Here is a 26,440-nt window from a genome sequence, read left to right as displayed (position 1 = left end):
TGGGGTCCCGCGAACCGGGGCCCCACCGCTGTTCCAACCCCCACCTGACCCGAAAGGGCCGCACCGCAGTGACCACGAACCAGAACGGCGCCACCTACGCCGCCGCCGGCGTCGACATCGAGGCGGGCGACCGCGCCGTCGAGCTCATGAAGCAGTGGGTGAAGAAGGCCAACCGCCCCGAGGTGGTCGGCGGTCTCGGCGGTTTCGCCGGCCTCTTCGACGTCTCCGCCTTCAAGGACTACGAGCGGCCGCTGCTGGCCTCGGCCACCGACGGCGTGGGGACCAAGGTGGCCATCGCGGCCGCCATGGACAAGCACGACACCATCGGCCACGACCTGGTCGGCATGGTCGTCGACGACATCGTGGTCTGCGGCGCCGAGCCGCTGTTCATGACCGACTACATCTGCGTCGGCAAGGTCGTCCCGGAGCGGGTCGCCGCGATCGTCAAGGGCATCGCCGAGGGCTGCGCGCTGGCCGGCTGCGCCCTGGTCGGCGGCGAGACCGCCGAGCACCCGGGCCTGCTCGGTCCGGACGAGTACGACGTCGCGGGCGCCGGCACCGGCGTGGTCGAGGCGGACGCGCTGCTGGGCGCCGAGCGCGTCCGGGCCGGCGACGTGGTGATCGCGATGGCCGCCTCCGGCCTGCACTCCAACGGCTACTCGCTGGTCCGCCACGTGCTGCTGAACCAGGCCGGCTGGAAGCTGGACCGCAAGGTCGAGGAGTTCGGCCGCACCCTCGGCGAGGAGCTGCTGGAGCCGACCCGGATCTACTCGCTGGACTGCCTGGCGCTGATCCGGGCCACCGAGGTGCACGCCTTCTCGCACGTCACCGGCGGCGGCCTGGCGGCCAACCTGGCCCGGGTGATCCCGGACGGCCTGCACGCCCGCCTGGACCGCGGCACCTGGACCCCGCTGCCGGTCTTCCGGACCGTCGCCGAGGTCGGCAAGGTGGCCACCCTGGAGATCGAGAAGACGCTCAACATGGGCGTCGGCATGGTCGCGGTCGTCCCGCCGCACTCGGTGGACGCCGTGCTGGCGGTCCTGGAGGACCGCGGCGTGGAGTCCTGGGTGCTGGGCGACATCGTCGAGCGCACGGGTGAGCACGAGGGCGGCGCGGCCCTCTACAACGCCTACGAGGGCTTCACGGCCTGAGCCCGGCCCGCTGGGTCGCCAAGGCCCCTCCGGCGCCGCCGGAGGGGCCTTGGCCGTCCTGCCCGGGTGCGCGCCGCCGGGCGTGCGGGAACGCCGAAAACCGGCCCGGCGCACTGGGCGCCGAGGCCGGTCTGGTCAGACTGTGAGACTACGCGCGACGGCGGGTCTGGGAAGACCCGGTACCCGACTCGGTGTCGTCGTCCTCGCCGTCATCGGCGTAACGAGCCGCGTACTCCGCGTAAGGGTCGTCGTCCTCGTCCTCTTCGATCGGCTCCGGCTCGATCGGGGAGGTGGAGGGCGATACGCCCAGCTCGCTGGAGAGACGATTGGCGTCGAACCCGCCGCTGTTGTACTTCAGCTCGCGGGCGACCTTCGTCTGCTTGGCCTTGGCCCGGCCGCGCCCCATGGGTCGACCCCCTCAACGATGGGGCTCACGGCCCCGAGTCTGACACGTGTTCATGATCAGGAGCGGCCTGCCCGAATGGGGAGAACCGTCCCTTGGAGCATCAACGGTACCTGTTTCTGCCGCTGGACGGTACGTCGTCAGTGTGACGTGGCGCGCACCAGCCGCACCCGCGACCAGGTCGTCCCAGGTCAGGGGAGGTTTTGCGGCTTTCTGCGCGCTGTCCGGAGGTGTCTCAGGTCCGTTGTTTCCTCACCGATTATCCCCCGAAGGGGGACGTCGGATCACCCGATCGGGCGCAGAATCGAGAATCCGGTTCCACATTGTGATGCGCGGGGGGCGGATGTGGATGCCCCCCGCGCGTCACCGGTCGGGCCCGGCCCGGCCGGACCGGGATCAGCCCCGGCGGGCGCCCGGCAGCAGCACCGAGCGCAGCGCGCTGATCTCGCGCATCCGCTTCTCGGCGAGGCGGTCGGCGGCGACGGCCGGCGGCACGCCGTCGGAGGCGGCCCGGGTGAAGATCTCCAGCGTGGTGTCGAAGATCTTCGTCGCCTTGTTCTTGGCGCGCTCGAAGTTGAAGCCGTCGATCTCGTCGGCGACCTGGATGACGCCGCCGGAGTTCACCAGGTAGTCCGGGGCGTAGAGGATGCCGCGGTCGGCCAGGTCCTTCTCGACGCCCGGGTGGGCCAGCTGGTTGTTGGCGGCGCCGCAGACGATCACGGTGCCGAACTCGCCCAGCGCGGCCACCGAGTCGTCGGTGAGGGCGCCGCCGAGCGCGCAGGGGGCGTAGACGTCCAGCTTGGCCTGGAGCAGCGCGGCGGTGTCGGCGACGACCTCCACCTCCGGGTGGGCGGCCCGCACGCGGTTGACGGCGGCCTCGGAGACGTCGGTGATCACGACGGTGGCGCCGTCCGCGACCAGGTGGCCGACCAGGTAGTGGCCGACCTTGCCGACGCCGGCCACACCGACCCGCTTGCCGCGCAGGGTGGGCTGGCCCCAGCGGGCCTGGGCGGAGGCGCGCATGCCCTGGAAGACGCCGAAGGCGGTCAGGATGGACGAGTCGCCGGCGCCGCCGTGCTCGGGCGAGCGGCCGGTGACGAACTCGGTCTCGCGCGCGATCACGTCCATGTCCTGGACGTAGGTGCCCACGTCGCAGGCGGTGATGTAGCGGCCGCGCAGCGACTCGACGAAGCGGCCGTAGGCACGGAGCATCGCCTCGTTCTTGTCCTTGGTCGGGTCGCCGATGATGACGGCCTTGCCGCCGCCGAGGTCGAGACCGGCCAGCGCGTTCTTGTAGGACATGCCGCGGGAGAGGTTGAGCGCGTCCTCCAGCGCCGCCTCCTCGGAGGCGTACGGGAAGAACCGGGTGCCGCCGAGGGCGGGGCCCAGCGCGGTGGAGTGGATGGCGATGATCGCCTTCAGCCCGGAGGAGCGGTCGTGGCAGAGCACGACCTGCTCGTGGCCGTCGCCGGTGGCGCCGTCCTGGGAGTTGCCGAAAATCCTGCCGAGCACGCCGGGTGCGGAGTGCGTGGGGGCGGCGGTCTGTACGTCGGTCACTGTGGTGACTCCAGTAACTCGAGGCCCGCTGCTGTGATGCGGGCGCCTAGGGCGAAGCGTAGCCCCGAGGGCGCCGCGGGTCCGCCCCCTTGGCGAAGCTCGGGCCGGTTGTCCGAGGGGTGAGACGGGAACGGGTGCCAGCAGCCCGTTCGTGTCCCGCGGGTGCGTCCGCGAACGGGCCGCCGCCCGGCCGCCCGCCCGGTGGCGGGCGCCCGGACCCTCCCGGGCAACGGGGGGTGCGTGCGACGATGCAGGACGTGACCGTCGTCCGTACCTCCGTGCTGCCGCCCTACGCCGCGCACCTGCGGGTCTACGAGCCGCTGGCCGCCTACCCGGAACCCGACCGGGCGCACTGGCAGGCCTACGCGGCGCAGCACGGCCCGGACGCGCCGGAGGCGGGCCGCTCGGTGGCCGCGTCGGCGCTCGCGGAGCAGCGCACGGCGCTGGCCGAACTGGTCGGCCGCACCCCGCGGGCGCTGCCCGAGCGGGAGAGCGAGCGGGCCTTCGTCCGGCTGGTGGACGGGGTGCTGTACATCTGTCCGTGGGCGACCAGGCTGCGCAACTGGCAGGCGCTGGAGGAGCTGCGGGCCGGGGCGCCGGTGGCGCTGCTGGACACCGCGCTGCCGCCGGCCACCCGGGCCGAGGCGGAGGCGGACCGGGAGCGCTGGCGGGCGGAGCACCCGGACGCCCGGCCGTGGATCCTCACCAGCCGCTGGGAGGTGCCGGTGCGGTGGTTCCTTCCGTTCGGGGACGAGGATCGATGCTTCGTTCCCGCAGGGGCGGGGGAGAAAGGAGGGGAAGGGGTCCGGGGGGACCAGGCGTCGCTGTTCTATCTGACGCCGATGGCGCAGGCGCGCCGCCGGGTGGCCCGGGCGTACCGGGCGCTGCGCGAGGCGGTGCCGGAAGGGGAGCTGGTGCGGGGGGCGGAGCAGGTCGGGCGGTGGCTGGAGGAGTTCCATCCGCGGTCGCTGGTGGAACTGGACTACGGGGGGCTGGTGCATCTGCTGGGGGCGGAGCGGCTGTTGGCGGACCGTTCGGCGGGGGAGCTGGAGGACGGGCTGCGGGCGCTGCGGGCGGGGGACGCGGCGGAGGCGCTGCGCGCGTACGAGGCGCTGACCGGGCGCTGGCGGCAGGTGCTGGCGCTGCGCCACGCGAACTGAGCTGGGCCGGCGCCCGCGGGCGCCCCCGGGCCGGGCTGAGGAGGCGTCACCGCCGCCCGGGGCGGGTGTCGATGGTGCGTGTCGAGGGGGTAAGAGTCCTACGGCCCGATCCATATGACCAAGGTCCTGGTTCGGGTCAATACCTGTCGAACGTGACACTACTCACTGTTGACGCGAACTCACCCCTATGTGCAAAAATGGGACAACCGGCCCAACTTCACGTGAGCGTGCCCACTTTTGGGTGGTTCTGCAGTCGATGCGTGCTTTGCGGGGAAACGGGCGGTCTGGTCCCCTCGTAACCTAATGTCACTATAAGGTGACCGCCCGTTATGGGGTGGTCCATCGCCATCCGTCGGCCTTGAACCCGTGAGGGGTCAATTTTGGCGGTTTGGTCGATAGGGCTGGACGGATGGTGTAGTTGTAGACACCAGGACAAGCCGTTCGTCCTATAACCGACTCGGCCCGTCTATGCCATTTCGGGCATCGCGGGCCAAGGTGCAGAATTTGAAGGATAGAACCGCCCTGGTTCGGTTCTCCCGAGGAGGCCGCTCATGACCGCTCGTACCCCCGATGCCGAGCCCCTGCTGACTCCGGCAGAGGTCGCCACCATGTTCCGTGTGGACCCGAAGACCGTGACGCGCTGGGCCAAGGCCGGCAAGCTCACGTCGATCCGCACACTGGGTGGCCACCGCCGTTACCGTGAGGCGGAGGTGCGCGCCCTGCTGGCCGGTATTCCGGCCCAGCGCACCGAGGCCTGACGGGCCGATCGCTCAAGGCTCTTTCGAAGGGGCTGCTTACCGGACTCCGCCGGGTCCGGTAAGCAGCCCCTTTGTTTGTTCCGGCCGGCTCTCGCGGAGTTCTTCTACAGAGCTGTCGTACTCGTGCGATCCATCCGGAATGTTGAACTCCGGATAACGATTTGAGGGGGAAGAGGTGGGGGGGATTTACTGTGAATAGCAGTACAATTTTACATATTAAATTAGTGGCGTGTGGGAAGGGTGTCCGAACGGTCGGTTCCCCGAAAATGCGGGTGACGACTATCACACGCAAAGTCACTTGTGGTCTAGACCTAGTCCGGGTAAAAGAGTCGGCCGGACAAACGCGAGAGGCCCGGAACCAAACGGTTCCGGGCCTCTCGACTACGGCGATCCCGACGGGACTTGAACCCGCGACCTCCACCTTGACAGGGTGGCGAGCTAACCAACTGCTCCACGGGACCAGAGTGTTACCTGATCCGTCCGCCTCGCTTGCCTTCCGGCCCTCGCTGCGAACAAGACAGATCGTAGCCCATGTGGGGCCCCCAGGTCGAACCGGCTCCCGAGGGCCCCCGGCGCAGCTCAGAGCGTGGCCCTGGCCGCCTCCATCGCCTTGGCGATCCGCTTCTCCGAGACCGGCGTCGGCGTGCCCAGGGACTGGGCGAAGAAGCTGACCCGCAGCTCCTCGATCATCCAGCGGACCGCGCGCACCTCGGGAGAGGGCTCCCGGCCGGCCGGTACGGCCGCCAGGAGCTCCCCGTAGGCCTGCTGGACCTGCTGGACCTTCGTCAGCTGCTGGGCGTCCCGCTGGGGGTGGTTGGGCAGCGCCTCCAGCCGGCGGTCCACCGCCAGCAGGTAGCGCTTGAGGTCCGGCAGCCGCTGCCAGCCGGTCTCGGTGACGAAGCCCGGGTGCACCAGCGAGGCCAGGTGCAGCCGGATGTCGTTCACCGCGGTCAGCAGCACCGGGCTGCTCACCGACTTCAGCCGGGTCGACGCCTTGTGGAAGGCGATCAGCGCGGTGGCCGTCTTCAGCGTGGTGTCCGCCGAGAGGTCGTACAGATCGGCCCGGACCTTGTCGCGCAGCACGCCGAACGCCGCCTCGTCCCAGGCCGGACCGCCGGCCAGGGTCATCAGCCGGTCCGCCGCGCAGGCCACCACGTCCTCGAACAGCGCCGGGATCGAGCCGTGCGGGTTGTACGACAGGGCGAGCTTGGCCTGGTTGCCCAGCCGGCCCTGGATCGACTTGGCGGGCGAGGTGGTGGAGAGCATCAGCAGCCGCCGGGTGCCCGCCCACATCGCCTTCTCCTGGGCCTGCGGGGTGTCGAACAGCCGGATGCCGACCGTCTCCCCCTCGTCGACCAGCGCCGGGTAGGCGCGCAGCGAGTGGCCGCGGGAGCGCTGCTCGAAGGTGCGCTGCAGCACCGGCAGGTCCTCGGGCCAGGCGGTCAGCCCGGAGCGCTCGATGCCCCGGCCGGAGGCGGCCGAGGAGAGCGTCTCCTTCAGCTTCGGGTTGAGGCGCAGCCGCAGCTCCTCCAAGTCCTTGGACTCGGCGAGCTTCTTGCGGCCGTCCACCACCCGGAAGGTCACCTTGAGGTGCTCCGGGACCCGTTCCTCGTCCCAGGCCTCCGGGGGCACGGTGACGGCCGTCAGGCGCTTCAGGGCGTGCTCCAGGGCCGGCAGCAGCGGCTCCTGGCGCTCCTGGTGGTTCCTCAGCTCGCGCAGCGCGGCGCGGGCGAAGTCCGGAGCGGGCACGAAGTTGCGCCGCACCGCCTTCGGCAGCGACTTGATCCAGGCGGTGACCAGCTCCTCGCGCAGGCCCGGGATCTGCCAGTCGAAGCCCTCCGCGGTGACCTGGTTGAGCACCGGCAGCGGGATGTGCGCGGTCACGCCGTCCGCGTCACTGCCCGGCTCGAACTGGTAGGTGAGCCTGAAGCGGAGCCGGCCCTGCTGCCAGTGGTCCGGGTAGTCGGCCTCGGTGACGCCGTCGGCGGCGTCGTTGATCAGCATCGACTTCTCGAAGTTGAGCAGGTCGGGCTGGTCCCGGCGGGCCTGCTTCCACCAGGAGTCGAAGTGCCGGGTGGAGACGACGTCGTCGGGCAGCCGGCCGTCGTAGAACTCGAACAGCGTCTGGTCGTCGACCAGGATGTCCCGGCGGCGGGCCCGGTTCTCCAGCTCCTCGACCTCGCTGAGCAGCTTGCGGTTCTCGGCGAAGAAGCGGTGGTGGGTCTCCCAGTCGCCCTCGACCAGGGCGTTGCGGATGAACAGCTCGCGGCAGAGCTCCGGGTCGATCCGGCCGTAGTTGACCTTCCGCTGGGCGACCACCGGCACCCCGTAGAGGGTGACCTTCTCGTACGCCAGGACGGCCCCGGCCTTCTTCTCCCAGTGCGGCTCGCTGTAGGTGCGCTTCACCAGGTGGCCGGCCAGCGGCTCGACCCACTCCGGCTCGATCTTCGCGTTGATCCGGGCCCAGAGCCGGGAGGTCTCCACCAGCTCGGCGGACATCACCCAGCGCGGCGGCTTCTTGAACAGGCCGGAGCCGGGGAAGACCGCGAACCGGGCGCCGCGCGCGCCGCCGTACTCGCGCTTCTCCACGTCGTACAGGCCGATGTGGGAGAGCAGGCCGGCCAGCAGCGACTGGTGGATCCGGTCGGCGTCCGGTTCGGCGTCGTCGTGCGCCTCCTCGATGGTGACGCCGAGCTGCTTGGCGACCGTGCGCAGCTGGGAGTAGATGTCCTGCCACTCCCGTATCCGCAGGTAGTTGAGGAACTCGGCCTTGCACATCCGGCGGAACGCGGAGGAGGACAGCTCGCGCTGCTGCTCGCGCACGTAGCGCCACATCGACAGGAAGGAGAGGAAGTCGGAGGTCTCCGAGGTGAACCGGCGGTGCCGGTCGTCGGCGGCCTGGCGCTTCTCGGCGGGGCGCTCGCGCGGGTCCTGGATGGAGAGCGCGGCGGCGATCACCATGACGTCGCGCACGCAGCCGTTGCGGTCCGCCTCCAGGACCATCCGGGCCATCCGGGGGTCCACCGGGAGCTGGGCCAGCTTGCGGCCGAGCGGGGTGAGCCGCTTGCGGACGTCCTTCTCCTCCGGGTCGAGCGCGCCCAGCTCGTGCAGGAGGCTGATGCCGTCCTTGATGTTGCGGGAGTCCGGCGGGTCCAGGAACGGGAAGGCGGCGATGTCGCCGAGGCCGGCGGCGGTCATCTGGAGGATGACCGAGGCGAGGTTGGTGCGCAGGATCTCGGCGTCGGTGAACTCGGGGCGGGAGAGGAAGTCCTCCTCCGAGTAGAGCCGGATGCAGATGCCGTCCGAGGTACGGCCGCAGCGGCCCTTGCGCTGGTTGGCGCTGGCCTGGCTGATCGCCTCGATCGGCAGCCGCTGGACCTTGGTGCGGTGGCTGTAGCGGGAGATCCGGGCGGTGCCCGGGTCGATCACGTACTTGATGCCGGGGACGGTCAGGCTGGTCTCGGCGACGTTGGTGGCCAGCACGATCCGGCGGGAGGAGGAGCGCTGGAAGACCTTGTGCTGCTCGGCGGAGCTGAGCCGGGCGTAGAGCGGGAGGATCTCGGTGCTCTTGAGCTTCAGCTTGCCGAGCGCGTCGGCGGTGTCGCGGATCTCGCGCTCGCCGGAGAGGAAGACCAGGATGTCGCCCGGGCCCTCGGCCTGGAGCTCCTCGGCGGCGTCGCAGATCGCCTGGATCTGGTCGCGGTCGCGGTCCGCCTCGTCGGTGTCGCCGTCCTCGTCGGCGTCCTGCGCGATCGGGCGGTAGCGGACCTCGACCGGGTAGGTGCGGCCGGAGACCTCGACGATCGGGGCGTCCTCGAAGTGCCGGGCGAACCGCTCCGGGTCGATGGTCGCCGAGGTGATGATCACCTTGAGGTCGGGGCGGCGGGGCAGCAGCTGCTTGAGGTAGCCGAGCAGGAAGTCGATGTTGAGGCTGCGCTCGTGCGCCTCGTCGATGATCAGGGTGTCGTACTGGCGCAGCTCGCGGTCGGTCTGGATCTCGGCGAGCAGGATGCCGTCGGTCATCAGCTTGACCAGGGTGTCGGGGCCGACCTGGTCGGTGAACCGGACCTTCCAGCCGACCGCCTCGCCGAGCGGGCTGTGCAGTTCCTCGGCGACCCGCTCGGCCACCGTGCGGGCGGCGATCCGGCGGGGCTGGGTGTGGCCGACCAGGCCGCGCACGCCGCGGCCCAGCTCCAGGCAGATCTTGGGGATCTGGGTGGTCTTGCCGGAGCCGGTCTCGCCCGCCACGATCACCACCTGGTGGTCGCGGACGGCTTCGAGGATCGCGTCCTTCTTCTGGCTGACCGGCAGCTCGGCGGGGTACTCGATGGCCGGCACGGCGGCGCGGCGCCGCTCGACCAGCAGCTCGGCCTTCCCGATGTCGGCGGCGATCTCGGCGGCGATCTTCGCGCGCGCCTCGGGTTTGCGGACCCGGCGCGCGCCGTCCAGCCGGCGGCCGATCCGCACCTGGTCGCGCAGGGTCAGCTCGGGCAGGCGCGCGGCCAGCTCGCCGATGCCGGGTTCCTCGCTCCGGGCGGACTCGGCGGCGGACTGGACTGCGGGAGAACTCACGGCGGGCATCCCTCTAGGTTCGCAAGGAGATGCGGCGGAGCGCACCTCGGTTTTCGAGCGACTCCAGTGTCACAGGGGACGGCGGTGCGCTGCCAATGGCGGCCCGGGGCGTCTCCGGCACCGTCCGCGGCGGCGCGGTCGCCGTGCGTGAGGGGCGGCCGGGATCACCTCATCAGAACGAGGACCAGCAGGCCGGCGGGGATGAGGGCGAGCCCGGCGAGGAGGCCGGCCACCGTGGGGGTGATCCGGTCCCGGAGCCGCTTCCGGGGCCGGACGCGGCCGGACTCCTCGGTGTTCAGCTCCCACCGGGCGACGATGCGGCGGTACTGCTCCTCGAAGTCCGGCGAGGGGTACAGGGGGCTGTCCACCAGCCCGGGGAGCGCGCGGCGCCGGCCGTCGGCGAGGAATATCCGGACCTGGGAGCCGGTCCCGCCCTCGGTCCTGCCGGTCCGCACATCGATCCAGCGGATCTCGTGCCAGGGGTGGGTACGGCCGTGCCCGAAGCCCCAGCAGATGGTGATGCCCTCGGGTCCGACCGCGCTGAAGCCCCGGAGGGCGAGCGCCAGGCAGAGGCCGAGGAGGGCGAGGCTTCCGCCGGCGAGCCACAGGAATCCGGTGAGGCCGAGACCGCGGGCGGCGGCGGCGCCCTCGACGGCCAGCACGACGAGCGACACGGCGAGCAGCGACCAGGACGGGCGGTAGCGGTCCCGCCCCCGGAGCACCAGTTCGTTCACGTTCGAAACCCTACGCGCGGGGTGACGCGATGTCATCAGCTGTGGCAGGACCGAACGTTGGCCCGTCCGCCGTCATCTCCACAGGAGGAAGGCCACGATGAGGACGGGGACGGCGGTGAGGAAGCCGACCCGCCCGGGGGTCAGCCGGTCGCGGCGCCGCTCCGCCGGCCGTACCCGGGCGGCGGGGTCGGTGTTCAGCTCCCACAGGCCGCGGACGCGCCGCACCTGCTCGTCGAAGTCGGGAGAGGGGTGGGTGGGGTCCTGGGAGAGTCCCGCCAGGACCTGGCGCCGTCCGTCGGCGAGGTGGATCCGCGGTGCGCGGTACGTTCCGAACGGGCTCTTCGCCTCGTACACGTCGATCCACCGGATGTCGCGCCAGGGGTGGGCGCGGGCGCGGCGGCGGTAGGTCCCGCGGATGGTGACCCCGGCGGGCCCGACCGTGCTCCACGGCTCGCTCGCGGCCAGGTGGTGCAGGCCGATGAGCGCGGCGAGGCCGCCGGTCGTCCAGAGCAGGACCTGGATGCCGAGGTCGATCGCGATCCGGGTGCCCGCGAGCGCCAGCAGGGCCCCGACCTGGGCGAGGTGGAGCCAGGACCGGCGGTGGCGGTCCTTCGCGCGGAAGGTCAGTTCGTCCACGGTGGACACGCTACTCCCCGGGTGATGTGACGTCATCACCCGGGGAGCGACAGCCGTTCGACCCGCGGGATCAGTCCTCCTGGAGGACGAAGTCACGCACCAGGCGGGACCACGCGTCGCCCTGCTCGTAGACGACCACGTGGCCGCTGTCGAACTCCGCGTAGGTGCTGCCGGTGATGGCCTCGGCGAGCTCGCGGGAGAGCCCGACCGGGGCGGTGCCGTCCTGGGTGCAGCCGATCACCAGGGTGCGCGCGGTGATCCGGGGCAGCAGCGGGCGGATGTCGGCGGTCAGGTTGAGCTCGATGTGGCGCAGCGCGCCCTCGGTGGGCTGGTTGCCCTTGACGATGGCGTCGACCACCTCGGCCGGGAGGGAGTTCAGGTGGTCGCGGCTGAACGCGGTCAGGGTGCCGAACCGGCCGAAGGCATCGGCGTCGCCGCTGATGGCGCGCCAGGTGGTCATGTGGTTGCGCAGGTAGGTGTCGTCCGGGCGGGTCCAGCCGGAGGTGAGCACCAGGCTGCGCACCAGCTCGGGGCGCAGGGCGGCGAGGGTGGCGGCGACCAGCGAGCCGAGCGAGAAGCCGACCAGGTCGGCCGGGCCGCCGCCGGCCGCCTCGATCACGGCGGCGATCTGCTCGGCGAGCAGCTCCGGGGTCAGCTCGCGGCCGTCGTCCTCGGTGTCGCCGCAGCCGGCGAAGTCCGGCAGCAGGACGGTGCGGACGTCGGTGAAGTTGCCGGTGAGGTGGCCGAAGGTGCCCGCGGCGCCGAAGCCGGTGCCGTGCACGAAGACCAGGGGCGGGTGGCCGGAGCCCTCGACGGCGTAGGAGACGCGGGCGCTGGGGCTGGTGACGAAGGGCATGGCGGAGGTTCTCCTCGAAGATGCGGACGGAAACGGGACGGACGGGTCAGGCGAGGCTCTTGGCGGCGCTGTCGTCGTCGACGGCGGCCGCGTCCGGGCGCGGGGCGCGTTCGAAGCCGAGCGCGACCAGGACCAGCGCGACGATGCCGCCGGTGGCGACCAGCACGGCGGTGCGCAGGCCGTCGGTGGTGGCCGAGCGCAGCGCCTCGCCGGTCAGGCCCTCGGTGCCGGCGTTGGCGATCGCGACCAGGGCGCCGAGGCCGACCGCGCTGCCGACCTGCTGGCCGGTGGAGACGATGCCGGAGGCGATGCCCTGCTCGTAGGGGTGCACCCCGGTCGCGGAGGCGGCGAACATCGTGGTGAAGATGACGCCCTGGCAGACGCTGAGCACCACCAGGCCGGGCAGCAGGGCGACGTAGCCGCCGTCCGGCTCCATGGTCAGCGCCGTCGCGGCGGTGCCGAGCGCGCCGATCAGGTAGGAGGCGATCAGGGTGTTGCGGGCGCCGAAGCGGGTGGCGAGCCGGCCGCCCAGCATCGAGCCGAGGAAGCCGCAGGCCATCGGGATCAGGAAGGCCATGCCGGTGCGCAGCGCGCTGTACCCGTGCACGGTCTGGAAGTAGACGGTCAGGAAGTACAGCAGGGTGCCGAAGCTCGCCATGAACAGGAAGGTGGTGACCGCGCCGGTGGAGAGGTTGCGGTTGCGGAAGAGCCGCAGCGGCATCAGCGGGTCGCCGGCCCGGGACTCGATCGCCACGAAGGCGGCGAGCAGGCCGAGGCCGAGCACGGCGGTGATCAGCACCAGCGGCGAGGTCCAGCCGGAGGCGGGTGCCTGGACCAGGGTGAAGACCACCAGGGTGGCGCCGGCGGTGGAGGTCAGCGCGCCGGGCAGGTCGAAGGAGCGCCCGCCCTCGCGCGGCCCGTCGGCGCGGATCAGCCGGGGCGCGAGCAGGGCGGCGCCGCCGGCCAGCGGCACGTTGACGTAGAAGACCGCCTGCCAGCCGAAGGCCTCGGTGAGCACCCCGCCGGCCAGCGAGCCGATGATCATGCCGCTGGCACCGGCCGCCGCCCAGACCGACAGGGCCCGGTTGCGCTCGCGGCCCTCGGCGAAGCCGGTGACCACCAGGGCGAGGGTGGCGGGGAACAGGAAGGCGCCGCCGAGGCCCTGCAGGGCGCGGGCCGCGACCAGCAGGCCGGGGGCGGTGGCCAGGCCGCCGAGCAGCGAGGAACCGGCGTACAGCAGCAGGCCGAGGACGAACATCCGGCGGCGGCCGAACAGGTCGGAGGCCCGGCCGCCGAAGAGCAGGAAACCGCCGAAGGCCACCGCGTAGGCGCTGACCACCCACTGCAGGGTCTGCGCGGAGAAGCCGAGGCCGCTGCCGATCTCCGGGAGCGCCACGTAGACGATGTTGTAGTCGATCGAGACGATCAACTGGGCGAACGCCAGCAGGGCCAGCAGGAGGCCCGAGCGGCGCGGCCCGGCGGCCTGCTCGGCGCCGGCGGACGGGGACATGGGGAGCCTTTCGGAGGCGGTCGGGGAGCGCGGGACGGGGCGTGCGGGGGACGGGTCGCGAGCCGTCACGGCCCGGGGGTCAGGACCACCCGGCGGCCGTTCAACTCGCCTTTCTCCAGGCGCTGGTGGGTCTCGGCGGCGTCGCTCAGCGGGCGTATCTCCAGGGCCCGCGGGCGCAGCCGCCCGGCCGCGAGCAGCCGGTTGACGGCGACCGCGGCGCCGGCCAGTTCGGCGGTGGTGGCGTGCGAGATGACGAACCCGCGGATCGAGCCGTCCTTCATGTACAGGGCGCCGGCGGGCAGTTCGGGGCGGGAGCGGGCGCCTGCGAGCAGCACGATCCGGCCGCGCGGGGCGAGCAGGTCGACGGCGGTGGCGAGGTCGTTGGCGCCCGAGGTGTCGAGGTGGACGTCGATGCCGCCGGGGCAGGCGGCGCGGAGCCGTTCGGGCAGGTCGGGGGCGCGGTAGTCGAGCACCTCGGTGGCGCCGAGGGCCCGGCAGTGTTCGGCGTCGGCGGGGCTCGCGGTGGCGACCACCCGGGCGCCGGCCTCGGCGGCCAGGACGATCAGGGCGCCGCCGACGTTGCCGCCTCCGCCGCCGACCAGCACGGTCTCGCCGGTGCGCAGCCCGCCGTGGGTGAACAGGGCGAGGTGCGCGGTGGCCGCGGGGTGGACCACGGCGACGGCCTCGGCCGGGTCGACGCCCGGCGGCAGGTGGTAGAGCCGGTCGGCGGGGACGGCCGCCCGTTCGGCCGCCGCGCCCTGCCGGCCGCCGTGGCCGAGGCTGTTGCACCAGACCCGGTCACCGGGGCCGAAGCCGGGGGCGCCGGGGCCGGCCCGGACCACCGTGCCCACGAGGTCCCGCCCGATCACGAACGGGAAGGGCAGTGGGGTCCGGTAGAGCCCCGAGCGGACGAAGGTGTCGACCGGGTTGACCGACACCGCGGCCACCCGGACCAGGACATCGGTGGGGCCGGGGACCGGCTCGGGCACCTCGCCGTGACAGATGGTCGTGGCCGGTCCGAGCCGCGGGATGAACGCTGCACGCATGGGGCCGATCCTGCGGGAGCGGCGGACGGGTAGCGGCGGATCGCGGCATCGTACGTCAACTCCCTTGCCTCGAACGGGAAGCCGGATGGGGACGGGGTGTCCCCCGACCTGACATAGATGCTACACCGATCGGTGCAATCTCTCATCTGCACGGAGTAGTTTACTTGGCCTGCGGGTGGGGCCGGCCTGCCTTCGTCCCCGCCCACCGGCTCGACACCAAGGACGGGAACCATGGCCACCGACCGACTCCTCGCCCAGCCGGGACCGAGACCCGCCGGCGGGAGCGGACCCGGCACGGCGCGCCCGGCCGCCGTCCGCCTGCCGTCCCTCACCGGCCTGCGCTTCCCGGCCGCCCTCGCGGTCTTCGCCTACCACGCGGCGCTGCCGATCCCCACCCTGCGGTTCTTCGCCGACGACAGCACCGAGTACCGCTTCACCGACCTCGCCGACCAGGCCGGCGGTCTCGGCGTGGCGTTCTTCTTCGTGCTCAGCGGCTTCGTGCTGACCTGGTCGGCCCGCCCCGGCGACACCGCCACCGGGTTCTGGCGGCGGCGCCTGGTGAAGATCGTCCCCAACTACGTGGTCGCCTGGGCACTGGCCATGGTGCTGTTCGCGAGCACCTACACCCCGGCCCGCACCGCGGTCCTCAACCTGCTGATGCTGCAGGTCTGGATCCCCGACTTCAACACCTACTTCAGCGTCGACCCGCCGAGCTGGTCGCTCGGCGCCGAGCTGCTCTTCTACCTCTCCTTCCCGCTGCTGCACCGGGCGCTGCGCACCATCCGCCCGGAGCGGCTGAAGTACTGGATAGCCGGGGCGGTGGCCGCCGTCGTCGCGACCCCCGCCCTCGCCTACCTGGTGCTGCCCGACACCCCGGGCGTCCCCGGCGGCTACCAGGCCTCGGTCTCCCAGTACTGGTTCGCCTACGTGCTCCCGCCGGTGCGGATGGTCGACTTCGCGCTCGGCATCCTGGTCGCCCTCGCGGTGCGCTCCGGCCGCTGGCGCGACATCGGCATGGTCTGGTCCGGCGTGCTGCTGGTGGCCGGCTACGCCGTCACCCGCTGGGTGCCCTACCTCTACGCCCAGCGGGCCGCCACCGTGGTGCCGATCGCGCTGCTCGTCGCCTCCGCCGCGATCGCCGACCGGGACGGCCGGTTCACCCCGTTCCGCAACCGGGTGATGACCTGGCTCGGCGAGATCTCCTTCGCCTTCTACCTGCTGCACTTCATCGTGCTGACCGAGCTGCGCGACCTGCTCGGCACCCGGATGTACTCCACGGTCGAGGGTGTCGGCCTGCTGCTGCTCGCCGTCGCGGTGACCGTGCTGCTCTCCTGGGTGCTGTACCGGCTGGTCGAGGCGCCGATCACCCGGCGGTTCTCCTCCCCGCGCCGCAAGCCGGCCGGGACGACCGCGTCCCGGCCTTCCTGACCGACGTCGAGAAAGCGAGCCGTACCCATGGGCAAGATCCTCGTCACCGGGGCGACCGGCCAGGTCGGCGCCGAGGTGCTGGCACAACTGCTGGCGGCCGGCGCCGACGTCCGGGCCGGCGCCCGGACCCCGGAGAGGCTGGCGCCGCCGGCCCCCGTCGAGACCGTCGTGCTCGACCTCACCGACCCCGGCACCTGGGGTCCGGCGCTGGCCGGCGTCGAGAAGGTGTTCCTCTACGCCGTCCCGCAGGGCACGGCCGGCTTCCTCGCCGCGGCGAAGGAGGCGGGCGTGCGGCACGTGGTGGTGCTCTCCTCGCAGACCGTGGTGGACGCCCTCCCGGTGCAGAAGCCGATCGTCGAGATGCACCGCGCGGTCGAGGAGGCGGTGCTCGCCTCCGGGATCCCGTACACCCTCCTGCGGCCGCACAACTTCGCCACCAACATCCTGATGTGGGGCTGGCCGGAGTCGATCCGGGCCGAGGGGCGGATCCGCTTCCCGTACCCGGAGTCGCACAGCGACGCGATCCACGAGAAGGACATCGCCGCCGTCGCGGTGGTCGCGCTCACCGGCGGCGGCCACGAGGGGCAGGCGTACTTCATCAGCGGCCCGGTCTCGATCACCCAGCGCGAGCAGCTGGCGGCGCTGTCCGGGGCGCTCGGGCGGCCGCTGGAGTTCGAGGAGCTGACCGAGGCCGAGGCGCGCGAGGCGCTCGCCCCGATCGTTCCGGTCTGGGTGATGGACGCGGTGGTCGGCTACTGGGCCGGCTCCGACGGCGTCCCGGCCGAGGTGTCCGACACGGTCGAGCGGCTCACCGGCCGTCCGGCCCGCACCTTCGCCGAGTGGGCCCGCGACCACGCCGCGGACTTCACCGCCTGAGCACCCGCCCGGGCGCCGTCGGCGCCGCCGCTCCCGCCGTACCGGAATGCGGATGCGCCGCACCGGTCGGCGGGAGCCCGGTGGCCGGGCCACCACCGACCGTGCCGGAGCGGTGGGCCGCGCACCTTAGCGGGGCGCGGCGCGGACCCTAGCGTGAGCACGGCGCAGCCAACCGCCATTCGAGGGGGAACGATGAGCGGTCCCGTCATGACCCGATTCCTGCCGGTGGAGCCGCAGGCCCCGCCGGAGGACGGCCGGGTGCTCGACGCCTCGCACGAGGTGCTGCTCAAGGAGCTGTGCGCGGTGCTGTTCGCCTCGCTCCCGCGCAGCGACCAGCGGCGCAAGGGCGGCCAGTACCTGCACGGGCTGCTCGGCGCGCGCGGGCGCAAGTCGATCCGCAACATCGCCACCGTGGTCGGCGGACCGGCCGCCGAGCAGAGCCTGCACCACTTCATCACCAGCTCCACCTGGGACTGGCGGCCGGTGCGCCAGGCACTGGCCCAGCACCTGGCCCGGATCGCCCCGCCGCAGGCGTACGTGCTGCGGCCGATGGTCGTCCCGAAGGCCGGCGACCACTCGGTCGGCGTGGACCGCCGCTTCATCCCGGCCCTCGGCCAGGTGCTCAACGCCCAGCAGGCGGTGGGCGTCTGGGCCGCCTCGGAGAGCTTCAGCGCGCCGGTCAACTGGCGGCTGCACCTGCCGCGGACCTGGCTGGAGGACGCGCCGCGGCGCAGCCAGGCGCTGATCCCCGACGAGGTGGACGCCGAGACCCTGGGGGACTGCGCGCTGGAGGCGGTGCTCGGCCTGCCCGCCCGCTGGGGGCTGCCGGCCCGCCCGGTGGTCGCGGACGCCCGGGACGCCGACGGGCTGCGGCTGGTGCGCCGGATGCGGGCCGAGCGGCTGCCGATGCTGGTCCGGGTGAGCGGTTCGTTCCCGCTGCGGCCGGTGGCGCCGCTGCCCGGCCACCCGGCCGGGCCGGGGCCGGCCTGCCACCTGCTCACCGCCGCCCGGGAGCTGCGCCGGCCGGTGGTCTGGTCGGATGCGGCGGGCGCGCTGCGGGCCGGGCTGGTCGCCGCGGTGCGGGTGCGTCCGGCCTGGCCGGGGCCGGCCCGGGAGAACCGGGGGCGGCGCGGCGGCGGGGACCTGCTGCTGCTCGGGGTGGGCGCGGCCGGCGGGCGCTGGCCGGCCGAGCTGTGGCTCACCGACCTGGTCGACCTGCCGACGGCCGGGCTGGTCCGGCTGGCCCGGCTGGCCGACCGGGTGGACCGGGACTTCACCCGGACCGCCGACCGGGTCGGGGTGCGGGACTTCGCCGGGCGCTCGTTCGGCGGCTGGCACCGGCACATCACGCTGGCCTCGGCGGCGCACGCGGTGGCGGTGCTGGCCCGCGGCGACGACCGGCTGTGACGGCCGGCCGCGGCGCCCCGACCCGGAAGGTGACGTGACGTCAGAGCGCCGGGCCGGTGCGGCCGTGGCCGGTGTCGCCCTGGTCCCGGGCGTCCCGGTCGAGCAGGACGCGGCGCACCCGGCAGAGCCGCAGCGCCAGCTGGATCTCGAAGGAGCGCTCGGGCTTCAGCCAGTCCGCGCCGAGCAGTTCGCCGATCCGCTCCAGCCGCCGCGCCACCGTGTTGGGGTGGACGTGCAGGCGCTGCGCCGCGTGGGTCGGGCTGTTGCCGGTCTCGAACCAGGCCTGCAGGGTGCGGGTCAGCTCGGTGAGCCGCTGCCGGTCGTAGTCCAGGACCGGCCCGACGGCCGACTCGATGAAGCCGTCGATGTCGTGGTTGTCGGCCAGCAGGACGCCCACGAAGCCGAGTTCGCGGGCCGAGGCGGCGCGCCCGACGGCGCCCAGCGAGGTCATCGCGTCCAGGCAGCGCAGCGCCTCCCGGTAGCCGTGCAGCACCGAGGTCGGGTCGCAGACCGGCCCGGCGGCGCCGACCGTCACCGGCAGGCCGAGCAGCGGGGTCAGCTCCTCGGCGACCGCCCGGGCGGCCCGGCCCGGGTCGGTGCCGGGCAGCAGCAGCACCGCCCGGCCGTTGTGCACCCGCTTGAGGCCGCCCATCCGGTGCGCGTACAGACCGGCCCAGGTCGCGGTGCGCCCCTGCGCCTCGCCCTCGGGCCGGGCGACCACCAGGACGTGCTCGGCGGACAGGTCGATGCCCACCCGGCGGGCCCGGTCGGCCAGTTGCTGGGGCGGGCGCTGGGGGTTGCTGAGCAGTTCGTCGAGCAGTTCGTCGCGGACCGGGCGCGCCGGGGCGGCGGACCGCCCGCCCTCCAGCAGCAGGGCGACCGCGAGCGCCTGCGCGACGCTCTGGCAGAACTCCGCGGCCAGGTCGGCGCGCCGGCCGGACGGGCGGGCGAGCAGGGTGCCCAGGTCGGTGGAGCCGGCGCGCACCGGCGCGGCCCAGAGCGGTCCGGCCAGCCGGACCGGGCGGCCGGCCGCGTGGGTGTCGACGGCGGTGGCCACCACGGTCGGCTCGTCCAGCTCGGGCAGCTCACCGGCGGAGGCGACCACGGTGCCGTCGCTGGCGTACACCCGCAGGCCCAGGCCGAGCCGGCGGCCGGCGTCCCGGACCAGGGCGTGCGGGTCGCTGCCGGAGAGCGCGAGGTCGACCAGGGCGCGCTGCACCTCGGCGAGGTCGCCGGCCGGGTCCGCCGGGGCACCCGCCCCGTCACCGGCGCGGGCCGGTGGACCGGCGGGCGGCCGGGCGGCCCGCTCCAGCAGCCGGGCCTTCTCGATCGCCACTCCGGCGAGGTCGCCGAGCGCGGTCATCAGCGAGATCTCTTCGGTGGTGAAGTAGCGCACCGCGCGCTCGGCGACGTACAGGGTGCCGAACGGGCGGGCGCGGTGGCCGAGCGGGACGGCCATCACGGCGCGCAGCCCCTCGGCGCGGATCGTCGCGTCGACCACCGGGCTGCGCCGGATCCGCTCGTCGGCGAGGTAGTCCGGGGTCCAGAACGGCCCCGGGTCGGCGGGGACGCCGCCGCCCAGGCCGAAGCCCTCGGGCACGGCCAGGCCGGCCCGCAGCGAGCCGCTCGGGCCGTCGGTGGTGCGGATCCGCACCCGCTCCGGCCCGGCGCCGGTCTGCTCGGCGGTGGTCAGGCAGGACACGTCGGCGCCGAGCAGCAGCCGGGCCCGCCGGGTGATCACCCGCAGCAGGCTGTCCAGTTCGTACGGCAGGGCCAGATCGCGGGCGGTGTCGGCGAGCGCGGTGAGCCCCGCCTCGCGCCGGCGGCGGCGCTGGGACTGGGAGCGGATGGACAGGCCGAGCTGCTCGATCCGGCAGAGCGCCTCCCGCTCCCGGGCGGACTCGCAGCCCCGCCGGGCCTGCTCGACCAGCTCCGCCACCTCGGCGGCCGGCGCCTCGCTGGCCAGCAGTTCCAGGACGTTGAACGCGATTGAGTCGGCCGACCGTCGCGTCATGACCTTCCCTCCCCCCAGGCCCTCCTGGACGAAGGAGTGCGTGACGGCCTGCTGATCGGAAGGTATGCGGGGGCGGTTGGTCCCGTCAAGAACGGGTCCGGGCCCTTACCAGCCGCTCATGCCAAGGCGGTGACGGGGTGTCAGCGGGGCGATGCGGTCAGCTCAACCGGACGGGTTGCTGGTCCCCGGAGCGGCCGGCCGGGCGGCTCCCGACGGCGGCGTGCAGGCGCCGCCAGTGCTCGACCAGTCCGGGAACGCTCTCCTCCTCCAGCCGCCGCGCCACCGCGTCGTAGTCGATGCCGAGGCGGCCCAGCCGGTCGAGCACCGCCCGGGCCGCCTCGTACCGGCCCAGCAGGGTGTCGCCCTCCAGCCGGAGCTTGCGCACCGCCTCCTCCAGCACCGGGCGGGTCATCGCGTGCGCGGTGCCCCAGGACACCAGCCCGGCCACGTACCGGGCCTGCGCGGCGGCCCCGCCCAGCGCCGAGTCGGTCCACAGCAGCCGCTGCGGGCGGGCCCCCGAGGCGCGCAGGGTGCGCCAGCGGCCGTCGCCGAGCCGGTCCTCGTACGACCGGTACATCAGCCGGGCCGCCGCCTGGGCGGTGAGGCCGCGCAGCGCCGCGGCGTCCGGTCCGGGGATCGCGGTGAGCAGCCGGTCGATCTCCCGGTCGACCCGGCCGACCGGGAGCGAGGCCACCGAGGCGATCGCGGCCAGCGGCCGGCCGGCCGCCAGCGCCTGCTCCAGGCCGTCGAAGTAGGCGTCCACCACCTGTCCGTAGCGCCGCACCGAGTAGAGGCCGGTGGCGTGCACGCCGAGCCCGAGGCCCACGCAGTCGCGGATCGCGGTCAGTCCGGCGGGGGTGGCCGGAATCTTCACCAGCAGGTTGGGCCGGTCCACCGCGCGGGCCAGTTCGACGGCCTCCGTGACGGTCGCGGCCGGATCGTGGGCCAGCCGCGGGTCCAGGTCGGCCGAGACCAGGCCGTCGTGGCCGTGGGTGGTGCGGAAGACCCCGAGGAACTCCTCGCAGACCAGCCGCAGGTCGTGCACGGTGGTGGCCCAGACCGAGCCCTCGGGGGAGACGTGGTGGCCGGCCAGCCGGGCCAACTGGTCGTCGTAGACCGGGTCGTGCCGCAGCGGTCCGGCCAGCAGGGCGGGGTTGGTGGTGGCGCCGCGCAGGCCGGTGCGCTCGATCAGCCGGCCGAGCAGGCCCGAGGTGGCCAGACCGCGGTTGATCCCGTCCAGCCAGGGGGAGACGCCTTCGGCGATCAGCGGCCGCAGGTCCCCGGTGCGGGGCGCGGCGGCCGGCGGCTTCTTCACTGCGGGATCACTGCTCCTCGGCTCTGCGACGGTCCGCAAACGGGCCGTGCACCGAGGATAGAGAGCAATTCGTGCCCGGAAAAGCGAGCCCTCCGGTCAATGTCAGGTCGGGCCGGCACGGGGATCGGCGAGTATTTGATGGAGTCCGCCGCCACCTGACGAAGTGCCGGGAACTCCGTTGGCCGCTCGGCCGTCCACGGTCAACGATCAGGGGAACGCGCCGCCGTCCCCGAGGAGTTCGCCGCCGTGACCACGATTGCCGTCATCTATTACTCGTCGACCGGAAATGTCGCCAGGCTGGCCGAGGCGGCGGCCGACGCCGCCGGGAAGGCGGGCGCCGAGGTGCGGCTGCGCCGGATCGCCGACCTGCCGGACGACACCTACGTCCCGGGCACCGAGGAGGCCGCCCGCGCGCTGCGGGCGCGCACCGCGGACGTCCCCGAGGCCACCCTGTCCGACCTGGCCTGGGCGGACGGCATCCTGATCGGCACCCCGGTGCGGTTCGGCCTGCCGGCCGCGCCGGTGCTGCGGTTCGTCGACTCGACGGCGCCGCTGTCGATCCCCGGCGGGCTGGCCGACAAGGCGGTCTCCGCGTTCACCTCGGGCTCGGCGCCGCACGGCGGCCACGAGACGGCGATCCTGGCGCTGCACAACGCGTTCTGCCACTGGGGCTCGCTGATCCTGGCCACCGGCTCCACCGACCCGGTGCTGTTCCGTCCGAACAACGGTAACCCGTACGGGGCCAGCGCGGTGTCCCGCAACGTGCCGGGCCAGGTGCACGAGGAGAACATCGCCGCCGTCGAGTTCCAGGCCCGCCGGGTGGTCCGGGTGGCCGCCCTGGTCGGCGGCCTCGCCGAGTAGCGGCCCGCGGGCCCGGCGGCCCGCGTGGCCTGAGTGGTTCGCGTGGTCCGCGTCGTCCGCCGACCAGGGAGGGAGAGGACAGTGCACGACCCGCTCACGGCCGCCCTCGCCGGCCGCCCCGCCGGGCAGCAGCCCGACTGGCCGGATCAGGTGGAACTCGCCGCCGTCCGCGAGGAGTTGGCCGAACGTCCGGCCCTGGTGGCGGCCGCCGAGGTGCACCGGCTGCGGGCCCTGCTCGCCCGGGTCGCCGAGGGCCGCGCGCACGTCCTGCAGGCCGGCGACTGCGCCGAGGACCCGCAGGAGTGCACCGCCGGGGACGTCGCCCGCAAGGCCGGGCTGCTCGGCCTGCTGGCCGGCCGGCTGAAGCTCACCACGCACCGCCCGGTGGTGCGGATCGGCCGGATCGCCGGCCAGTTCGCCAAGCCCCGTTCGAACCCCACCGAGCGCTGCGACGGCGTCGAACTCCCGGTCTACCGGGGCCACCTGGTCAACGGCCCGGAGCCGGACCCGGTCCGGCGCACCCCTGACCCGCGCCGGCTGACGGCCGGCTACGAGGCGGCCCGGCGGGTCATGGACCACCTCGGCCGGCTCGCCCCCGGCGAACCGGCCGGCGTCGGGCCGCCGCTGTGGACCAGCCACGAGGCGCTGCTGCTGGACTACGAGCTGCCGCTGCTGCGCCGGGACCGGTCGGGCCGGCCGCTGCTCGCCTCCACGCACTTCCCGTGGATCGGCGAGCGCACCCGGCACCCGGACGGCGCCCATGTCGCCCTGCTCGCCCGGGTGGTGAACCCGGTCGGCTGCAAGGTCGGCCCGGCCACCACCGCCGAGGAGCTGGTCCGGCTGTGCGCCCTGCTCGACCCGGGCCGCGAGCCCGGCCGGCTCACCCTGATCGCCCGGCTCGGCGCCGACCGGGTCGCCGGGGTCCTCCCCGGGCTGGTCCGCGCCGTCCGCACGGCCGGGCACCCGGTGGTCTGGCTCAGCGACCCGATGCATGGCAACACCGTGCCCGGGCCGGACGGGCTGAAGACCCGCCTGGTGCCGGCGCTGGTGCGGGAGGTGGAGGCGTTCCAGCGGGCCGTCCGCGCCGAGGGCGGCGTCGACGGGGGCCTGCACCTGGAGACCACCCCGGACGACGTCACCGAGTGCGCCGACGACGGGGCCGGGCTGGCCAGGGTCGGCGACAAGTACACCAGCCTGTGCGACCCACGGCTCAACCCGGGCCAGGCCCTCGCCGTGGTCTCCGCCTGGCGCGCCTGAGCCGGGCCGCGCGCCTCCCCGCACGTCCCCGCACCTCCTCGTCCCGCCCGGCACCTCCTCGTACCGCCCCGTACGACCCCGACCCGTCCCGTGCACCACCCCAACCCACCCGCGGCCCACGCCCCCGGGCCGCGCCCCACAGGGAGGTCCGCACATGCGAAACAAGGTGGCATTCGTCACCGGCGCGGCCGGCGGCATCGGCGCCGCCGTGGTCCGGCTGCTGGCCGAGCGCGGCGCGCTGGTCGCCGCCGTGGACCGGGACGCCGACCGCCTCGCCGAACTCGCCGGCAAGCTGACCGCCGAGGGCCTCACGGTCGCCGCGGTCCCCGCCGACGTCACCGACAGCGCCTCCGTCGAGGCCGCCGTCGACGCCGCCGAGCAGCGGCTCGGCCCGCTCGACCACCTGGTCAACAACGCCGGGGTGCTGCGGCTCGGCGAGATCCGCGACCTCAGCGACGAGGACTGGCGGACCACCTTCGCGATCAACGCCGAGGGTGTCTTCCGGGTCTCCCGGGCGGTGGTCCGGCGGATGATCCCGCGCGGGCGCGGTGCGATCGTCACCGTCGCCTCCAACGCCGGCCTCGTCCCGCGCACCGAGATGGCCGCCTACGCGGCCTCCAAGGCGGCGGCCACCCACTTCACCCGCAGCCTCGGCCTGGAGGTCGCCCGGCACGGCATCCGCTGCAACGTGGTCGCCCCCGGTTCCACCGACACCCCGATGCTCAGCGCGATGTGGTCGGACGCCGAGGCCGGGCGGGCCGCCACCGTCGCCGGGCTGCCGGACGCCTACAAGATCGGCATCCCGCTCGGCAAGCTGGCCCGCCCGGAGGACGTCGCGCACGCGGTGGCCTTCCTGCTGTCCGACGAGGCCGGCCACATCACCCTGCACGCGCTCACGGTGGACGGGGGTGCGGGGCTCGGTGCGTAGCAGACCCCCCACCCCGGCGTCCCTCCTGGACCGGGTGCTGGCCGAGCGTCCGCCCGCGTTCGCGCTGCTGCACCGGCCGGAGGCCACCGGCCCCGGCCTGGTCGAGCTGCTGCTCGGCGAGGTGTCCGCCCCGGCGGCGCTGGCCGGGCTGCCGCTGTCCGAGGAGTCACCGTCCGGGGAGCCGGCCGGCGAGCGGCACGAGCTGCTCGCCCTCGTCCCGTACCGGCAGATCGCCGAGCGCGGCTTCGAGGCGCCGGACGACGGCGCCCCGCTGCTCGCGCTGAGCGTCACCGAGCAGGCGGTGCTGCCGCTCGCCGAGCTGCTGGCCCGCCTCCCGGACGGTCCGATCGAGCTGACCGGCGGCGGCTTCGACCTCGGCGACGAGGAGTACGCGCAGACCGTCCGCCGGGTGGTCGCCGAGGAGATCGGCGAGGGCACCGGCGCCAACTTCGTGCTCAAGCGCTCCTACGTCGCCACGGTCGAGGGGGACACCGCCGCCGCCGCGCTCACCCTGTTCGGCCGGCTGCTCCAGCGCGAGAGCGGCGCCTACTGGACCTTCCTGGTGCACACCGGGGAGCGGACGCTGGTCGGCGCCACCCCCGAGCGGCACATCAGCGTGCACGGCGGGCGGGCGGTGATGAACCCGATCAGCGGCACCTACCGCTACCCGGAGCGCGGCCCGGACCTGGCGGGGCTGATGGAGTTCCTGGCCGACCGCAAGGAGGCCGAGGAGCTCTCCATGGTGCTCGACGAGGAGCTCAAGATGATGGCCCGGATCTGCCCGGGCGGCGGCCGGGTGGTCGGCCCCTACCTCAGGGAGATGGCCCGGCTCGCGCACACCGAGTACTTCATCGAGGGCCGCACCGGCCGGGATCCGCGCGAGGTGCTGCGGGAGACGCTGTTCGCCCCGACGGTGACCGGCAGCCCGCTGGAGTCCGCCGCCAGGGTGATCGCCAAGTACGAGCCCGGCGGCCGGGGTTACTACAGCGGGGTGGCCGCGCTGATCGGCCGGGACGCGGCCGGCGGGCGGACCCTGGACTCCGGCATCCTCATCCGCACCGCCGACATCGCGGCCGGCGGCCGGCTGCGGATCGGCGTCGGGGCGACCCTGGTGCGGCACTCCGACCCGTGGTCCGAGGTGGCCGAGACCCGGGCCAAGGCGGCCGGGCTGCTCGCCGCCCTGGCCGACGGCGGCCGGGGCCGGTTCGCCGCGCACCCGGACGTGCGGGCGGCGCTGGCCGGGCGCAACCGGGGCCTGGCGGACTTCTGGCTCGCCGGGGAGGCCGAACAGGCCCGGCCGCGCGCCGGGCTGGCCGGGCGCCGGGTGCTGGTGGTGGACGCCGAGGACACCTTCACCGCGATGATCGGCCACCAGCTGCGGGCGCTCGGTCTGGAGGTCGCCGTCCGCCGGTTCGACGAGCCGTACACCCTCGGCGGGGCGGACCTGGTGGTGCTCGGGCCCGGGCCCGGCGACCCGCGCGACACCGCGCACCCGAAGATCGCCCATCTCCGTTCAGCCGTACGGGAGTTGCTGGCCGAGCGGCGCCCGTTCCTGGCGGTCTGCCTGAGCCACCAGGTGCTGAGCGCCGAGCTGGGCCTGCCGCTGGTCCGCCGGGCGGTGCCCAACCAGGGCGTGCAGCGCGCGATCGACCTGTTCGGCACCGCCGAGCGGGTCGGCTTCTACAACACCTTCGCCGCCGCCTGGCCGGCCGGCGCCGACGGCCCGGCGCGGTTCGAGGCGCCCGGGGTCGGCCCGGTGCGGATCGCCCGGGACGCCGCGACCGGCGAGGTGCACGCGCTGCGCGGCCCGGGCTTCGCCTCGGTGCAGTTCCACGCCGAGTCGGTGCTCACCCGCGACGGGGTGCGGATCACCGGTGATCTGATCGCCCATGCGCTGGCATTACCGCGGGGCGGGCGGAAAGCGCCGGAGCGGCCGGAATTCCCCTGACGGGTCGTACACGTCCCCCGCCC

Annotated in this window: 20 protein-coding genes and 1 tRNA gene; 10 read left to right on the top strand and 11 right to left on the bottom strand. The window is 73.9% G+C overall.

The window, feature by feature from the left end:
- The first annotated feature begins 68 nt into the window (after window positions 1-68).
- Complete coding sequence (purM, locus tag ABT093_RS04610) at window positions 69-1,151, top strand: phosphoribosylformylglycinamidine cyclo-ligase (protein ID WP_350560318.1); 1,083 nt, start codon at window positions 69-71, stop codon at window positions 1,149-1,151.
- Between the two features lie 148 nt (window positions 1,152-1,299).
- Here purM and ABT093_RS04605 read toward each other — a convergent pair whose 3' ends face one another.
- The gene (locus tag ABT093_RS04605; RefSeq protein ID WP_344340094.1) at window positions 1,300-1,557 is read right to left on the bottom strand and encodes a DUF3073 domain-containing protein; all 258 of its coding nucleotides are present in this window, start codon (window positions 1,555-1,557) and stop codon (window positions 1,300-1,302) included.
- A 393-nt stretch (window positions 1,558-1,950) separates the two neighbouring features.
- Window positions 1,951-3,111 (bottom strand): Glu/Leu/Phe/Val dehydrogenase dimerization domain-containing protein, encoded by a 1,161-nt coding sequence (locus ABT093_RS04600; protein ID WP_502884121.1) that lies wholly within the window; start codon window positions 3,109-3,111, stop codon window positions 1,951-1,953.
- A gap of 257 nt (window positions 3,112-3,368) precedes the next feature.
- On the opposite strand from ABT093_RS04600, the gene ABT093_RS04595 reads away from it, so the two are divergent.
- Together ABT093_RS04595 and bldC are read left to right on the top strand one after the other, a co-directional pair.
- Window positions 3,369-4,271: a DUF8083 family protein gene (locus tag ABT093_RS04595; protein WP_350560315.1), complete on the top strand. Its 903-nt coding sequence runs from the start codon at window positions 3,369-3,371 to the stop codon at window positions 4,269-4,271.
- Between the two features lie 551 nt (window positions 4,272-4,822).
- A complete protein-coding gene (bldC, locus tag ABT093_RS04590; RefSeq protein ID WP_014137253.1) occupies window positions 4,823-5,029 on the top strand; it encodes a developmental transcriptional regulator BldC in 207 nt (68 codons plus the stop codon).
- Window positions 5,030-5,416: 387 nt separating this feature from the next.
- Here the strand turns inward: bldC and ABT093_RS04585 are convergent.
- From ABT093_RS04585 to ABT093_RS04555, 7 genes are all read right to left on the bottom strand, one after another.
- Window positions 5,417-5,490 (bottom strand) — tRNA-Asp (locus ABT093_RS04585).
- A 118-nt stretch (window positions 5,491-5,608) separates the two neighbouring features.
- Complete coding sequence (gene hrpA / locus ABT093_RS04580; RefSeq protein WP_502884120.1) at window positions 5,609-9,610, bottom strand: ATP-dependent RNA helicase HrpA; 4,002 nt, start codon at window positions 9,608-9,610, stop codon at window positions 5,609-5,611.
- Window positions 9,611-9,765: 155 nt separating this feature from the next.
- On the bottom strand, window positions 9,766-10,335 hold the full coding sequence (locus tag ABT093_RS04575; protein ID WP_350560313.1) for a hypothetical protein: 570 nt from the start codon (window positions 10,333-10,335) through the stop codon (window positions 9,766-9,768).
- A 72-nt stretch (window positions 10,336-10,407) separates the two neighbouring features.
- Complete coding sequence (locus ABT093_RS04570) at window positions 10,408-10,971, bottom strand: hypothetical protein (RefSeq protein ID WP_350560311.1); 564 nt, start codon at window positions 10,969-10,971, stop codon at window positions 10,408-10,410.
- A gap of 70 nt (window positions 10,972-11,041) precedes the next feature.
- The gene (locus ABT093_RS04565; protein WP_350560309.1) at window positions 11,042-11,827 is read right to left on the bottom strand and encodes an alpha/beta fold hydrolase; all 786 of its coding nucleotides are present in this window, start codon (window positions 11,825-11,827) and stop codon (window positions 11,042-11,044) included.
- A gap of 46 nt (window positions 11,828-11,873) precedes the next feature.
- Complete coding sequence (locus ABT093_RS04560) at window positions 11,874-13,337, bottom strand: MFS transporter (protein WP_350560307.1); 1,464 nt, start codon at window positions 13,335-13,337, stop codon at window positions 11,874-11,876.
- A 65-nt stretch (window positions 13,338-13,402) separates the two neighbouring features.
- Window positions 13,403-14,383 carry an NADPH:quinone reductase gene (locus ABT093_RS04555; RefSeq protein ID WP_350560305.1) on the bottom strand — a complete coding sequence of 327 codons (981 nt, stop codon included), beginning with the start codon at window positions 14,381-14,383 and terminating at the stop codon, window positions 13,403-13,405.
- A gap of 231 nt (window positions 14,384-14,614) precedes the next feature.
- Here ABT093_RS04555 and ABT093_RS04550 point away from each other — a divergent pair, with 231 nt between their 5' ends.
- From ABT093_RS04550 to ABT093_RS04540, 3 genes are all read left to right on the top strand, one after another.
- Window positions 14,615-15,811, top strand: coding sequence for an acyltransferase family protein (locus tag ABT093_RS04550; protein WP_350560304.1), 1,197 nt, complete (start codon window positions 14,615-14,617; stop codon window positions 15,809-15,811).
- A 27-nt stretch (window positions 15,812-15,838) separates the two neighbouring features.
- On the top strand, window positions 15,839-16,687 hold the full coding sequence (locus tag ABT093_RS04545; protein WP_350560303.1) for an NAD(P)H-binding protein: 849 nt from the start codon (window positions 15,839-15,841) through the stop codon (window positions 16,685-16,687).
- Between the two features lie 207 nt (window positions 16,688-16,894).
- Window positions 16,895-18,094: an IS701 family transposase gene (locus ABT093_RS04540; RefSeq protein WP_350560301.1), complete on the top strand. Its 1,200-nt coding sequence runs from the start codon at window positions 16,895-16,897 to the stop codon at window positions 18,092-18,094.
- Window positions 18,095-18,134: 40 nt separating this feature from the next.
- Here ABT093_RS04540 and ABT093_RS04535 read toward each other — a convergent pair whose 3' ends face one another.
- Together ABT093_RS04535 and ABT093_RS04530 are read right to left on the bottom strand one after the other, a co-directional pair.
- Window positions 18,135-20,108: a helix-turn-helix domain-containing protein gene (locus tag ABT093_RS04535; protein ID WP_350560299.1), complete on the bottom strand. Its 1,974-nt coding sequence runs from the start codon at window positions 20,106-20,108 to the stop codon at window positions 18,135-18,137.
- 157 nt (window positions 20,109-20,265) lie between these two features.
- Window positions 20,266-21,423, bottom strand: coding sequence for a transaldolase family protein (locus ABT093_RS04530; protein WP_350560297.1), 1,158 nt, complete (start codon window positions 21,421-21,423; stop codon window positions 20,266-20,268).
- Between the two features lie 246 nt (window positions 21,424-21,669).
- Here ABT093_RS04530 and ABT093_RS04525 point away from each other — a divergent pair, with 246 nt between their 5' ends.
- From ABT093_RS04525 to ABT093_RS04510, 4 genes are all read left to right on the top strand, one after another.
- Window positions 21,670-22,284 (top strand): flavodoxin family protein, encoded by a 615-nt coding sequence (locus tag ABT093_RS04525; protein ID WP_350560295.1) that lies wholly within the window; start codon window positions 21,670-21,672, stop codon window positions 22,282-22,284.
- Window positions 22,285-22,365: 81 nt separating this feature from the next.
- Complete coding sequence (locus ABT093_RS04520; RefSeq protein ID WP_350560293.1) at window positions 22,366-23,541, top strand: 3-deoxy-7-phosphoheptulonate synthase; 1,176 nt, start codon at window positions 22,366-22,368, stop codon at window positions 23,539-23,541.
- Between the two features lie 154 nt (window positions 23,542-23,695).
- The gene (locus ABT093_RS04515) at window positions 23,696-24,469 is read left to right on the top strand and encodes a 2,3-dihydro-2,3-dihydroxybenzoate dehydrogenase (RefSeq protein WP_350560291.1); all 774 of its coding nucleotides are present in this window, start codon (window positions 23,696-23,698) and stop codon (window positions 24,467-24,469) included.
- Complete coding sequence (locus ABT093_RS04510) at window positions 24,462-26,417, top strand: anthranilate synthase family protein (RefSeq protein WP_350560289.1); 1,956 nt, start codon at window positions 24,462-24,464, stop codon at window positions 26,415-26,417. Before ABT093_RS04515 ends, ABT093_RS04510 begins: the two co-directional genes overlap by 8 nt.
- Window positions 26,418-26,440 lie beyond the last annotated feature (23 nt).

Source organism: Kitasatospora sp. NPDC002551, from assembly GCF_040296005.1.
Lineage (GTDB): Bacteria > Actinomycetota > Actinomycetes > Streptomycetales > Streptomycetaceae > Kitasatospora.
Note: the sequence above shows the minus strand (reverse complement) of the source record. Positions and strands in the feature narration are given on the sequence as shown.

What these genes read in the sequence shown, in the direction of transcription:
- ABT093_RS04550 (WP_350560304.1), top strand. Translation starts at nt 14,615, where the DNA reads ATGGCCACCGACCGACTCCTCGCCCAGCCGGGACCGAGACCCGCCGGC.
- ABT093_RS04605 (WP_344340094.1), bottom strand. Translation starts at nt 1,557, where the DNA reads ATGGGGCGCGGCCGGGCCAAGGCCAAGCAGACGAAGGTCGCCCGCGAG.
- ABT093_RS04560 (WP_350560307.1), bottom strand. Translation starts at nt 13,337, where the DNA reads ATGTCCCCGTCCGCCGGCGCCGAGCAGGCCGCCGGGCCGCGCCGCTCG.
- hrpA (WP_502884120.1), bottom strand. Translation starts at nt 9,610, where the DNA reads ATGCCCGCCGTGAGTTCTCCCGCAGTCCAGTCCGCCGCCGAGTCCGCC.
- ABT093_RS04565 (WP_350560309.1), bottom strand. Translation starts at nt 11,827, where the DNA reads ATGCCCTTCGTCACCAGCCCCAGCGCCCGCGTCTCCTACGCCGTCGAG.
- ABT093_RS04555 (WP_350560305.1), bottom strand. Translation starts at nt 14,383, where the DNA reads ATGCGTGCAGCGTTCATCCCGCGGCTCGGACCGGCCACGACCATCTGT.
- bldC (WP_014137253.1), top strand. Translation starts at nt 4,823, where the DNA reads ATGACCGCTCGTACCCCCGATGCCGAGCCCCTGCTGACTCCGGCAGAG.
- ABT093_RS04515 (WP_350560291.1), top strand. Translation starts at nt 23,696, where the DNA reads ATGCGAAACAAGGTGGCATTCGTCACCGGCGCGGCCGGCGGCATCGGC.
- ABT093_RS04535 (WP_350560299.1), bottom strand. Translation starts at nt 20,108, where the DNA reads ATGACGCGACGGTCGGCCGACTCAATCGCGTTCAACGTCCTGGAACTG.
- ABT093_RS04545 (WP_350560303.1), top strand. Translation starts at nt 15,839, where the DNA reads ATGGGCAAGATCCTCGTCACCGGGGCGACCGGCCAGGTCGGCGCCGAG.
- ABT093_RS04540 (WP_350560301.1), top strand. Translation starts at nt 16,895, where the DNA reads ATGACCCGATTCCTGCCGGTGGAGCCGCAGGCCCCGCCGGAGGACGGC.